The organism is Undibacterium sp. GrIS 1.2, from assembly GCF_040544435.1.
GTDB lineage: Bacteria > Pseudomonadota > Gammaproteobacteria > Burkholderiales > Burkholderiaceae_D > Undibacterium.
The window spans coordinates 157197-169687 of the sequence record NZ_JBEONP010000001.1 but is presented as its reverse complement, the minus strand read 5'-3'; the positions used below and the strand labels follow the sequence as shown (position 1 = coordinate 169687).

At 44.1% G+C, this 12491-nt stretch carries 11 protein-coding genes; 2 read left to right on the top strand and 9 right to left on the bottom strand.

What is annotated here, in order from left to right:
• Positions 1–110 precede the first annotated feature (110 nt).
• From AAKU61_RS00730 to AAKU61_RS00700, 7 genes are all read right to left on the bottom strand, one after another.
• Positions 111–1100: a glycosyltransferase family 2 protein gene (locus AAKU61_RS00730; RefSeq protein WP_354328819.1), complete on the bottom strand. Its 990-nt coding sequence runs from the start codon at positions 1098–1100 to the stop codon at positions 111–113.
• Positions 1101–1137: 37 nt separating this feature from the next.
• Positions 1138–2139, bottom strand: a complete 1002-nt coding sequence (gene waaC, locus AAKU61_RS00725) for a lipopolysaccharide heptosyltransferase I (RefSeq protein ID WP_354328818.1) — start codon at positions 2137–2139, stop codon at positions 1138–1140.
• Between the two features lie 378 nt (positions 2140–2517).
• A complete protein-coding gene (locus AAKU61_RS00720; RefSeq protein ID WP_354328817.1) occupies positions 2518–3894 on the bottom strand; it encodes a phosphomannomutase/phosphoglucomutase in 1377 nt (458 codons plus the stop codon).
• A 24-nt stretch (positions 3895–3918) separates the two neighbouring features.
• Positions 3919–5889, bottom strand: a complete 1971-nt coding sequence (locus AAKU61_RS00715) for a polysaccharide biosynthesis protein (RefSeq protein WP_354328816.1) — start codon at positions 5887–5889, stop codon at positions 3919–3921.
• Between the two features lie 34 nt (positions 5890–5923).
• Positions 5924–6484 (bottom strand): sugar transferase, encoded by a 561-nt coding sequence (locus tag AAKU61_RS00710; protein WP_354328815.1) that lies wholly within the window; start codon positions 6482–6484, stop codon positions 5924–5926.
• A 3-nt stretch (positions 6485–6487) separates the two neighbouring features.
• Positions 6488–7462 (bottom strand): UDP-glucose 4-epimerase family protein, encoded by a 975-nt coding sequence (locus AAKU61_RS00705; protein ID WP_354328814.1) that lies wholly within the window; start codon positions 7460–7462, stop codon positions 6488–6490.
• Positions 7463–7467: 5 nt separating this feature from the next.
• Positions 7468–8289: a glycosyltransferase gene (locus AAKU61_RS00700; protein ID WP_354328813.1), complete on the bottom strand. Its 822-nt coding sequence runs from the start codon at positions 8287–8289 to the stop codon at positions 7468–7470.
• Between the two features lie 451 nt (positions 8290–8740).
• On the opposite strand from AAKU61_RS00700, the gene AAKU61_RS00695 reads away from it, so the two are divergent.
• Together AAKU61_RS00695 and AAKU61_RS00690 are read left to right on the top strand one after the other, a co-directional pair.
• Positions 8741–9982: a flippase gene (locus AAKU61_RS00695; RefSeq protein ID WP_354328812.1), complete on the top strand. Its 1242-nt coding sequence runs from the start codon at positions 8741–8743 to the stop codon at positions 9980–9982.
• A 46-nt stretch (positions 9983–10028) separates the two neighbouring features.
• A complete protein-coding gene (locus tag AAKU61_RS00690) occupies positions 10029–10997 on the top strand; it encodes a glycosyltransferase family 2 protein (RefSeq protein ID WP_354328811.1) in 969 nt (322 codons plus the stop codon).
• A 27-nt stretch (positions 10998–11024) separates the two neighbouring features.
• Here AAKU61_RS00690 and rfbD read toward each other — a convergent pair whose 3' ends face one another.
• Both rfbD and rfbC read right to left on the bottom strand, forming a co-directional pair.
• Positions 11025–11948, bottom strand: a complete 924-nt coding sequence (gene rfbD, locus AAKU61_RS00685; protein ID WP_354328810.1) for a dTDP-4-dehydrorhamnose reductase — start codon at positions 11946–11948, stop codon at positions 11025–11027.
• Positions 11945–12490 (bottom strand): dTDP-4-dehydrorhamnose 3,5-epimerase, encoded by a 546-nt coding sequence (gene rfbC / locus AAKU61_RS00680; protein ID WP_354328809.1) that lies wholly within the window; start codon positions 12488–12490, stop codon positions 11945–11947. The genes rfbD and rfbC overlap by 4 nt, the downstream gene beginning before the upstream one ends.
• Between the last annotated feature and the right edge of the window lies 1 nt (position 12491).

Below are 12491 nucleotides of genomic sequence, written 5' to 3'. Positions count from 1 at the left end.
AAAACTATATCCTGCTTGGGATTCGAGTGGCACTCTTATTGCATAATTTGCCGATGGACGGATCAGCTACGTTTTATCCGGAGAGTAGCTTGTATTGAGATTAACTGTATTTAATATCGATCAACGGTGACATTTTTGTTCATTAAGCCCCATAGCCTGGCAATACTGGTGTGGCGATTCGCTTGAATTAACTGACGTTTTCGCCAGACATGCGGCAACCCCTTGATGGCATCGAATTTCGCTTTACGGATAACTTTACCTTTGCCGTGCCTTGCAAAATAAAGAATGCTGGCCAGATTAAGTAGCAAATGTAGTGGTAGTAAAAGCCAAAACAAGACGCCGGGCATATTCTTGACAAAGGTCCATACCAGATTGCGATGACCGTGATAAATAGAGAAGTCGCTGCGTTTTCCCGTCAGCGCTGAGCCGACATGGTTCGCAACTGAATCAGGCACGTATAGACATCGATGGCCGAGCAACTGGTAGCGAAAACCAAGATCTACGTCTTCCATATAGCAAAAATAGTCTTCGTCAAATCCTCCGATTTGATCGAATATGTCGCGTCGATATAAGCCTGCGGCGGCACAAGTCGAAAAAATTTCTTTTGGCTCTAACATCGTTGCTTGCAATACTTTGCCATGAGCTTCGCGCCATGCCAGCCCGCTCATATGATAAGTATCACCAACACCATCAAGTAAAGTCTTTGAATTGGCATCCATCAGACGACTGCCAAATATCGCAAACTGCGGATTACCGATTGCAGCACTGACCAATGCTTGCAACCAGTTTGGCTCAGGGAAAGCATCAGGATTAAGCAAAGCAATCCAGGTACTTTCTTTACTGGCTAAGCTGACTGCCAGATTATTTCCCGCTGCAAATCCTAAATTACTACCTGCATCAATCACACGTATCTGCGGGAATCGCGTTGCAGCGGCTTGCCCCGATCCATCTGTGCTGGCGTTATCGATCACGATCACTTCATGTGGCGCGTAAGTCTGCACAAGCAAATCACTGAGGCAGCGAAGCAATAAATCACCACCGTTCCAATTAACAATGATGACGGTGACCTTTGGATTATTGGGTATCAGAATATCTTGCATGCGTTGGGGTTCGATGAATCGCCTTGTTGATATTGTCTTAGTCGGTAATGACAGGAGATAATAGTTTTTGAATCGCTTCTTGTACCTCTATCACACTAGCTGGTGCACCCTGATCCCCAAGATTAATAATCTTATCTGACCAATTTCCCTCGGTTTTCCAACGAGGAGAATCACAATAAATTTCTATGGTTGGTGTCTCGTAAGCTGCTGCGATGTGAGTTAAGCCAGTATCAACACCGATGGCGATACGTGCAGCCTGTGCCAGGACGGTGGCATCTTGCATAGAGAGTTTTGGTAAGGTAATCGCGTCGGGTATGCGCGATGCCATTTGCTCAGCCTCGGCTTTTTCAGCGGTGCTGCCCCAAGGCAGCAGAATTGCTAAGTCGCTAGATTGTAAGCTTGCCGCGAGTTGAACCCAATGATCTTGCGGCCATTTTTTGGACGCTCCAGCGGTACCGTGAAAGAACACCGCATAAGGTTTGGAGGGCATCCATGCCGGACGCGGCTGAGATTCTGTATAGAGTTTATTGAGGCCAAAACAGGCAGGCGTATCCACTGTATATCCACCGGCATAAGCCGCGACTAAACGACCACGTAAGACAGCGTGTGTATGACGGTCGACAGCTACGCTGTCTGTATGAAAAATCCTTGAAATACCTTCGTAGCCCGAACCCTCTGTGCCATTGGCTAAGCCTATTTTTTTGCCAGTTGACGTGATACGTGCCATACCCATGATGATGCCGGTCTTGAGCAAACCTTGCGTGTCGAGCACGAGGTCGTATTCTTGTTCGCGTAGTTGGGTGAAAAAATGTTTAATTTCTTGCCTTGTCTGGCTGGTGAATAAGCTTTTGCGCCAGCGTCGTAATGCGAAGGCGAATATCTGCCGCACGCCGGGATTGAGTTTCACCAGATGTACATAGGCTTCTTCTACCACCCAATCAATTTGTGCTTCGGGAAAGTGGCGCAGCAGGTCGTTCACAATCGGCATATTGTGCAGTACATCGCCTAGCGAAGAGACGCGGATGAGGAGGATTTTCACGAAACGAATTTACTTACTTAATAGATGACAGATGATAGATGACTAGGCTGAGTTGATATGACTTAGTGTGAATTTGAGTGAGATTCCGTGAGCTAGGTTTGATGGAAATTTACACCACTACATCGCATCGATTTTCTGCTTGAAGTTCGCTGACTGTTCGCTTGTAATTCGCTTGTAATTCGCTTTTTATTCACATATTCCCCCTATTTTTTATAAAAAACCCTTTATTGTCCAGGTATTCTCTGGACAATAAAATATACAGGTTGGAGTATATCTTTTGGCTATTGCAAATCTCTGTTGTAGTTACTTTAAATTACGCTGGATTTTTAGGATCTACGCAAAACTTATGTAAATCCTATTTTCATCCAAAATTTTTATTTAATACGGTAATTGTGCATCAGGTTTTACTGCCAGTACTGCTTGTTTCAGCGCGGCTTGAATACGTGCCAAAGCTGCCGGATTCTCTGCCTCAAACCGCATCACGATGACGGGGGTTGTGTTGGACGAGCGGGCCAGACCAAAACCATCTGGGTACTCTACGCGCAAGCCGTCAATCGTAATAATTTCATCAGCGCCTGGGAAATCGGCATTCTTTTGCATTTGCGCGATGATGGCAAAGTTCTCACCTTCTTCGAGTTGTAATTGTAATTCTGGCGTGCTGTCCGATTGTGGCAAACTATTTAATGTTGCAGTCATATCGCTGACTTTGCTGAGAATTTCCAACAAACGCGCACCAGCGTACATGCCGTCATCAAAACCATACCAGCGGTCTTTAAAGAAAACGTGCCCACTCATTTCGCCGCCGAGTGGTGATCCGGTTTCGCGTAGTTTTGCTTTGACCAATGAATGACCGGTTTTCCACATTAGCGGTACACCACCACGGGCTTTGACCCAGGCGGAAATATGCCTGGTACATTTAACGTCATACAAAATTTGTGCGCCGGGATTGCGGGTCAATACGTCTTCTGCGAACAGCATTAACTGACGATCAGGGTAAATAATTTGTCCGTCTTTGGTGACGACGCCAAGACGATCGCCGTCGCCGTCATATGCCAGACCGATTTCCGCATCGCCGCTTTGCAAAGCACGTATCAAATCTTGCAGATTCTCCGGGTGTGCCGGATCAGGGTGATGATTAGGGAAGTTACCATCGACTTCACAAAATAATTCAGTGACTTCACATCCCATGCCACGATACAGATCGCCTGCAAAAGCACCAGCCACGCCGTTACCGCAATCAATCACGATCTTGATCGGACGCGCTAGTTTGACATCGCTGATGATGCGTTCTAAGTAAGCCGCTTTAATGTCATGTGTTTTATAACTGCCGCTACCTTGCCTGAAATCTTTATTGACAATCGCTTGATACAGTGACTGGATCGCATCGCCATAAATCGCTTCGCCTGCCAGCACCATTTTGAAGCCATTGTAGTCCGGTGGATTGTGGCTGCCGGTGACCATAATGCCGGATGCTGCGCCCAAGGTATTGGTGCCGAAATACACCATCGGCGTGGCGACGATGCCAAGATCAATCACGTTGACACCGGTAGCTTGCAGGCCGCTGGCAAGTGCTTTAATTAAATCAGGCCCGGACAAACGCCCATCACGACCAATCACAACGGTTTGTTCACCTTTGGCAAGCGCCGCGCTGCCGAAGGCCTGGCCAATTAAGTAAGCGACATCGGCATCCAAGGTTTTATCAATAATACCGCGAATGTCGTAGGCTTTAAAAATGCTGGGGGAGAGTAGGGACATGTGGCTTCCTATTTATTGAGTCAATTAATTAGTGATATCTGTTACGTTAGTGATATTAGCTGTGGTAGCAACTTCAGTCGCTGAATTATTGGGTTTGCTGGCTTGCTGTGCTTGCCATAGAAAATCTTCAATACCGCATTGTGGCTCGTATTCTGCCACTGTTTTTAGCAAGATAGTACGTACTTTTTGATAATCAAATGCGTTACATGCTGCATCTAATTCTTGCAATAAAACTTGCAGTTCTGCCCACGGGATTTCTTTTTCTTGTGCCCGCATAATTAACGGGTGGCTGGTACCTTCTACATTGTCTCCGATGAGTAATTCTTCATATAATTTTTCGCCGGGACGTAAGCCCACGTGATGGATTTCTATGGTGCCTTCTGGTGTCGCGTCACTTTTTATTTCTAAGCCGCTTAAATGCACCATGCGTCGTGCCAGATCGATGATACGGACTGGCTCGCCCATGTCCAGCACGAAGACATCTCCGCCGCCATCTGCTGTCATCGCACCTGCCTGTAATACCAATTGCGCTGCTTCTGGGATCGTCATGAAGTAGCGGGTGATCTCTGGATGTGTCAGCGTGATCGGCCCGCCTTGCATGATTTGTCGGCGAAACAGCGGAACTACCGAGCCGGAAGAGCCGAGTACATTGCCAAAGCGCACCATACAAAAACGAGTGTGATTTTGTTCCCGGGCAAAGGCTTGCAAGATTAATTCTGCTAGGCGTTTAGTCGCACCCATGACGTTGGTCGGGCGTACTGCTTTGTCCGTAGAGATCAGCACAAAATTACTGACTTTGGCCTTGATTGCAGCGCTTGCCAGAGTTAACGATCCGAACACATTGTTACGAATGCCTTCAATAGGATTATGCTCAACTAAGGGTACATGTTTGTAAGCTGCTGCATGATAGACCGTATCTATCTCGTAGGTATGAAAAATTCTGTCCAGTTTGGCACTATCGTTGACTGAGCCTAAAAAGGGCAGTATCTCGCATTGCAGAGCCATTTCTGTGCGTAAATTACTGAGCTCTTGCTCTATCGCGTAGAGTGCGTATTCCGACATCTCTAGCAGGATGAGTTGTGCTGGTTTCTGATTTAAAATCTGGCGACATAATTCTGAACCAATGGAGCCGCCGGCACCGCTGACTAGGACATTTTTATTCGTGATGCAGGTTGCCAGTAAACTTGGATTGGGCTCTACCGCATCACGACCGAGTAAATCTTCAATCCCGACTTCTCGCACATCTTGTACCCGTAGTTCGCCATTAACCAAACTTTTTATTGAGGGCGTGACTTTAATTTTGAGTTTGTATTGTTCTAGATCATCGAGAATTTGCTTTTGTCTGGTTTTAGAAATGGAGGGCATCGCCAATAAAATTTCTTTGATCTGGTGTTGCGGAATTAGTTTGTGTAATTCACTTGAACTACTTACTTTAATGCCTGCAATCAAAGACGCTTTTTTACTCGGATTATCATCAATAAAAGCGACACAGATATATTCATCACCAGACCGTAATGCGGTCGCCAATTGCACACCCGCTTTGCCTGCACCATAGATTGCGACGTTGATCGCATTCTCATTGCGATTCACACCCAATAAATACGAGCGTGCCAATAAGCGACTAGCGCCGACATATAAAATCGCCCCAGCCCAATAAATCCCAAATACCGCACGTGATAAAGCCATGATATGCGTCATCACACTAATAAATGCCAGAAATAAAACTGACATCGTCACACCAAGCACGACGATATAAATAATTTTTTGATCCAGATAACGGATCACTGCGCGGTATAAGCCAATACGAATAAAAATCGGGATAGAGATGAGTGGAACCGCAATGATGAGTATGGCGTAATGGGAGAGTACGTCAAAAGTCAATCCGTCATAACGGAGCCAAATCGCCATCACAAACGTCAGCGGTAAACAGAGTGCATCTGCCAGCGCGGCAATAGCTTGTTTTTTTAAGCGGGGAAGCGCGAGAAGAGATTGCATGTGGGGTTCTTTTATTTTTCTTTTTTTAATTGGTTTAATGTGTCACACCGTCACGTTTGATGACTTTAAAAAAAGTCAAAAACAGAATCCGCATATCTAGGATAAATGACTGGTGCCGCAGATAGTACACATCCAATTCTACTTTGTCAGGTATTGGTAATTCATCACGCCCATTGATTTGCGCCCAGCCGGTAAGCCCCGGCAGGATAGTGTCTACTTGCTTTGCCGAGCGTAAGGCGATTAAATCGTCTTGATTATAAAGCGCGGGACGAGGACCAACAAAGCTCATATCGCCTTTGAGTATGCTCCATAATTGTGGCAATTCATCCAGACTCGATTTTCTGAGAAAAGAGCCAATCGGTGTCAAATACTGATCGGGGTTGCCAAGCAAATGGGTTGCTACAGCAGGAGTATCAATACGCATACTGCGAAATTTAGGCATTTTAAAAATTTTATTGTACCGACCGACTCTGTCAGACCAATACACAACAGGTCCGGGTGAAGTCAGTCTTACGCAGATGGCGACGATTGCCACCGGAAGCAGCAATATGCATGCCGCAACGAGAGCGAGACTGAGATCAAATACACGTTTCAAAGTTTATCCTTTTGATTTACTATTTTTAATGGCATCCGCCGTTGCTTGTAAGCCCTGTTGCGTGGTGAACGGAGGAGTCCAGCCCAACAAAAGCCGTGCTTTCGAAATATCAACTTGAAGAGACTGGCACAAGCGTTCTGCGACTGATTTTTTACCCGCTAAACTAGCAGCATACAGTAGCAACTTAGGCGGAAAAGGCCAAAGTCTGGACTGTACATGTAATGCTTTTGCACAGCATTGTAATAGCTGCGCAGTCGATAAATCCTGTCCATCGGAGACTAAAAATACTTGTTGCTCTGCTTTCGGGTGATCAATACACGCCAGAATCAGACTGACCAGATTATCTAAATACACAAAGCTGCGTCGGTTGTCTATGCTGGCGAGCGGTAGTGGAACACCTTTCTGTACCCAATTCAGCATACTGAGGAAATTAGCTTTGACCCCGGGGCCATATACTAGTGGCGGACGTATGATGGTAATTGCCATTCCAGTTTCACGTCCCAAAGCCAGCAGGGCAAGCTCTGCTTCGTATTTCGAAATACCATAAGCATCTTCTGGTTGGGGTTTGCTATCCTCGGTGAAAGCTTGATTATTGGTGGTATGTTCGCCATTAACTTTGACTGAACTGATAAAGATAAACTGTTTTACTCCGGCGTTCGCAGCCTGACGTGCAAGATTGATAGTCGCATCTACATTGACTTGGCGAAACAGCGCCAAGTGATCAGTTGCAGTTTCATTCATCACATGGACTCTCGCGGCACAGTGGATAACATGCGTTAATCCTGATAACAGTTTTGTCCAGTCGGTCTCTGCACTTAAGTCAGGGATGCTTTCATAGCGAGTAAGCGTATTTGCGCTGGTAGTCGCTTGTGCTTGGCGACTAACGCAAATCAGTTCCTCACCTTGTTGTTGTAGTTGATCTGCGAGTCTCCGTCCCACGAAGCCAGTCGCACCAGTCAGCAAAATAGTTCTTCTCATATTGCTTATTTCGCCAAGGGTAAGCTGGCTACCGGTTTTTGTCGGGAATAGACAAAGTAGCGTCGAGATAAAAATTTCAAGAAGCTAGAAATAAACCAATAGGCATGCTTAGAAATAAGCTGGCGATTTTTATGTGCTGCCAGATGAATCGCCTTAAATTGAGGGTAGTACAAGACGCCTTTACCTACTATTTTTTGAGACCGGTAGCAAATATCAACGTCTTCAAAATACATAAAGTAGGCTTGATTAAAACCATCTAATTGATTGTAATGCGCTGCGTCAAAAGCCAGAAAAGCGCCTGATGCCCAGTCAACATAAGAAGCTTGCATGATGGAGTTTTTATCGTAATGCTGGGTCAGCGACTTTGCCATCATGATTTTTAGCAAGGACTTGTAAGTCGGAAAGTGGCGGATATTGGCGTCCGTTAGCTTGTGCTCAGCATCTTTGAACAAGTTAATGCTGGCGATTACGCAGTCATCCTTTTTCATTTGTGTTACCAGTGCACGAATTGTTTCCGGCGTAGTACTTAGATCAGGATTCATCACAATAAAGTAGTCGCCGGGTTGAATGCCGAACTCTGCACTTACCTTTTTAAATAAGAAGTTATTATTTTCGCCAAAACCCAAGTTCGGTTTTGAGTCTGTATAACTAATCTCATAATGCGAACAATAAATTTGTAGTTCTGCGCTGGGTCGGTTGTCTTTGATCCAAACTTTAATGCCATCGTCGCTGTGTGTGCTATGCAGTAAACCGCCAAGCTGACTGGCGATCAGTAATTTTTCGTGTCCGTGGCTGATGATGGCGACATGGATCATATGCTCTTGCATCCTTTGTAGAGTATTTTTGATCCGGTGATACAAATCAAAACTTAATTGCGATGGTTATTTGTAATAATAGGACTTATGTAACACTTCTCATAGTCGGAACTGTATGACCCGATAGTTGTAATTTGCGGTAGCCAAACAAGCCGAGGCCTGAACCATTAATAGTGGCGCTTTGGACCGCAGATCTATCTGGTCGCGCAACGGAGTTACGCTACACTTGCTGGAAATGAATGGGACAGCGATCAGGCGAGTTATCAGACCAATTATTGAACCCAATATTAGACCGAGTGTTGTATTGCATGTGCTTAACTTAGATTTACTCAGATCTTATGAAAAATTGGTCTAACAGCGTTGCATCTCTTTGTCGTACGTTGTAATGTCTTTCTCAATTGCATTTTTGTAACAATTCGCGCAAGTCGAACTAAAAAATCATCCCCCTTACAGTTCAAAATAAATGACCGGCATTACAAAAAACATATTTTATTTAATCTTGGTCCAGGCGGTGATTTATCTTGCTCCACTCATCACACTACCTTATTTAACTAGAACCTTAAACGTTAGCAATTATGCGGCGCTTGGTTTTACTCAATCGATAATCCAATATTTTATTCTCATCACAGATTATGGCTTTGGGATTACTGCAACTAGATTAATCGCTATTAATAATAGTGATAATAAAAATATTTCCTCAGTCGTTGCAAATACTATTGCGATCAAACTATTACTCGCAGGTGCCTCGGCGATATTTTTGCTAGTTCTGATTACTTGTTTTTATGATATTCGCGAGAATACTGCGCTTATATTTGCTTGCTTCCTCGGCGTGATAGGGAATGCACTTTTTCCAACTTGGTTGTTTCAAGGTTTAGAAAAAATGCGGGTTCTGGCGCTAATTACAGGTGCATCCCGTATCATTCCCTTGCCACTATTTTTTATCTTTGTAAAAAATACTGATGATGTCGTCATTGCCGCTATTTTACAAAACATTCCTGGTGTAATTGCTGCGATATTTTCTTTTTACTATATTTACTCTAAGAATATTTTTATAGAAACTAAGGTCAGTCTCAGTAGCATTAAAACCCTGTTAAAAGAGGGATGGCCAGTATTTTTGTCGAATATATCTACGAGTTTTTACACAACAATTAATATTGTTTTATTGAAGATTTTTGCTGGTACTGATCAGGTTGCTTATTTTGCAGCAACAGATAAAATTCGTATCGCTGCACAAGGGTTTATACAACCGATTGCATCCGCTTTATTCCCAAGGATTGCCGCGTTAAGCCAGGACCCACGTAAAGCAGAAGAGTCAAAGGCGTTGATTAAGAGTGGAGCAATTTTACTCGTCGGCCTGGAGTTTTTTTGTGGTTTCGTGATGTACTTTTTTGCAGAAACGATTGCAGAGCGCTATTTAGGTAAGGCCTTTTTACCTGCGGCCTTCTACCTTAAATCACTTGCGTTTTTACCTGTGATTATTGCGATCGCGACTATCTTGTCTCAATGGCGGTTTTTAGCTTTAGGCGAAAGCAAAATTCTCAGCAAAATATACTTAATTGCGGGACCATTACATGCTTTGTACGCGACTTTTCTGACCTATCAGTACCAATCAAATGGCTTAATTGCAAGTCTCTATATCACTGAAATTTCTATTACCGTCGCTATGGTAGCGGTTGCGAGAAAGAAGAATATTTCGCTGCTGTAGGTCATCTTTTCTACCAAAATCCACACCATTTTATAGTTTTTGAAATATGCCGAAAATTGATATTGCGCTTGCTTCTTATAACGGAGAAAAATACATTTCCGATCAAATCGCTTCGATTTTGGCTAATGAGATTATGCTCAAGGATTTTTCATTGGGCGACATTATAATCTCTGACAATATGTCAACTGATGGCACAGCGGCCATCGTGTCTGAGATCGCCAGACAACATCCCAATGTACGATTGCTGATAAACGAAGAGCGCGGTGTCATTAGTAATTTCAACCATGCAATCAAGAACTCGGCCGCAGATTACATCATGCTGTCAGATCAAGACGATATTTGGTTTAGCAACAAAATACACAAAACAATTAAAAAATTACTTGAGATCGAGGGCGATGGAGATCGATCAAGTCCTGCTTTAGTATTCACCGATCTGACTGTCACCGATAGTAAGTTAAACACGATTAGTGCATCTTTTTTTCAATCTCAAAAAATCAAGCCAGATGGCTACAAAGCGGCCAAGAATATATTTTTCTCGAATGTTGCTCCAGGATGCACGATGGCGTTTAACCGACAGCTTATAGAGTTGGCGCTGCCTGTGCCTGAGCAGGCAGTAATGCATGATTGGTGGTTGATTTTGGTAGCGAGCACTTTTGGCAAAGTGGCGCATATCAGCGATCCGACGATCTTCTATCGCCAACACGAAAACAATCAAGTTGGAGCGAAAAAGAGACGATATCGAGATTTACTATTTTCTCCAAGGGTAAAGTATGCCCTTGCCAAAAACAGTCTTAACAACGCAGCGAAGCAAGCCGCAAGTTTCAAATACCGGTTTGGCTCAATACCAAAACACAGTGTCGAGGCGATTGATTTTTTGGTTGAGTTTGGTGCTATGTCAAAGCTAAAACGATTAGCTGGGCTTAAAACAAAAAAAATTGAAAACCGAACTTTTTTCGGCACTGTCATTTTGTATTTGTTAGCACTGACAATGCCGACTATAAAGCAAACTAAGTAACTATTCAGGACGTCAAATTCTGCGTGCCTAATTGTTAATAGGCTCTAGGCAAGCCGCCAGTGCATCTTGCCAAGCTGGTGGCTGTATGCCGAATTTATCCCTTAATTTATCACTTGATAAAATAGAATTAACCGGGCGTTTGGCTGGTGTTGGATAGTCTGTTGAAGGTATGCCCAATACAACCGGAGCATTTTTTTTCAGCAATCTCTTAACATCTGCTTGTCGCATGATCTCTTGAGCGAAACCACACCAGTTTGTAGTGCCACCTGAAGTAAAATTATATGTTCCTCCATACTCCTTCCACCAATCCTGAGACATGCTGGCAGTTTGCCATTGACTGACAATGTCCGTAGTCGCTTGAGCAATCCAGCCAGCCCAAGTCGGCGCACCCCATTGATCGTTGACGATTTTTAATTCTTCGCGTTCATTTGCTAAACGCAACATCGTCAGTAAGAAATTTTTACCGAACGTGGAGTAGACCCAGCTGGTACGCAAAATCAAATGGTTACAATTGCTGGCAATGATTGCTTGTTCGCCCGCAAGTTTGGTCTTGCCATAAACATTGATAGGCGCTGTCTGATCTTCCTCTGTATAGGCAATTAGACTGCCGTCTTCTGCATGCTTGCTTCCGTCAAATACATAATCAGTCGAATAGTGAATCAGCGCTCCACCTATTTTTTTGATTTCCTCTGCCATGATGCTCGGAATGTCACCATTAATCGTCTGCGCGAGATTAGCTTCAGCTTCTGCCTTATCCACCGCTGTGTAGGCAGCAGGATTAATGATTAAATCAGGCTTAATATCTTGTATCAGCTGACGAACTTGATCTGGATTACTTAAATCCATTTGAGCCCGTTGCGGCGCAATGATTTCATTGTGATCTAAGCGCTGCAAGGTACTTAGTAAAGCGTTTCCAACCTGGCCAGTGCTACCTGTCAGTAAAATTCTCATGCAAATACCTCTGCATCTACGAGCAGCTTACCTATTTGATCTTTGGCAGACATCACTGGTTCGTCCTCTAATGGCCATTGAATGCCAATCGCAGGATCATTCCATTGCAAACAGCGTTCATGCTCTGGCGCCCAATAATCGGTTGTTTTGTAGAGGAACTCTGCTTTATCGCTGGTAACGACAAAACCATGAGCAAAGCCTGGTGGTATCCATAACTGACGCTGATTCGCGGCTGATAAAGTCACGCCAGTCCATTGCCCAAAGCGTGGTGAGCTTTTACGTAAATCAACAGCAACATCAAATACTTCACCAGAGATCACCCTTACTAATTTACCTTGAGCTTGCTGGATCTGATAATGCATGCCGCGCAATACGTTTTTTGCCGACATAGAGTGATTGTCTTGTACGAAATTTGTTTCTACACCAGTGAGTTCTGCAAATTTTTTGGCGTTAAAGCTCTCGTAAAAGAAACCACGGTCATCGCCAAATACACGCGGCTCAATGATCATTACTTCAGGCAAATTAGTTGGGGTGACTTTCATA

Bases quoted from the DNA above. Each gene is read 5' to 3' on its own strand.
- AAKU61_RS00720 (WP_354328817.1), bottom strand. From the start codon at position 3,894: ATGTCCCTACTCTCCCCCAGCATTTTTAAAGCCTACGACATTCGCGGT.
- AAKU61_RS00730 (WP_354328819.1), bottom strand. From the start codon at position 1,100: ATGCAAGATATTCTGATACCCAATAATCCAAAGGTCACCGTCATCATT.
- rfbD (WP_354328810.1), bottom strand. From the start codon at position 11,948: ATGAGAATTTTACTGACAGGTAGCACTGGCCAGGTTGGAAACGCTTTA.
- AAKU61_RS00715 (WP_354328816.1), bottom strand. From the start codon at position 5,889: ATGCAATCTCTTCTCGCGCTTCCCCGCTTAAAAAAACAAGCTATTGCC.
- AAKU61_RS00690 (WP_354328811.1), top strand. From the start codon at position 10,029: ATGCCGAAAATTGATATTGCGCTTGCTTCTTATAACGGAGAAAAATAC.
- AAKU61_RS00700 (WP_354328813.1), bottom strand. From the start codon at position 8,289: ATGCAAGAGCATATGATCCATGTCGCCATCATCAGCCACGGACACGAA.
- AAKU61_RS00695 (WP_354328812.1), top strand. From the start codon at position 8,741: ATGACCGGCATTACAAAAAACATATTTTATTTAATCTTGGTCCAGGCG.
- rfbC (WP_354328809.1), bottom strand. From the start codon at position 12,490: ATGAAAGTCACCCCAACTAATTTGCCTGAAGTAATGATCATTGAGCCG.
- AAKU61_RS00705 (WP_354328814.1), bottom strand. From the start codon at position 7,462: ATGAGAAGAACTATTTTGCTGACTGGTGCGACTGGCTTCGTGGGACGG.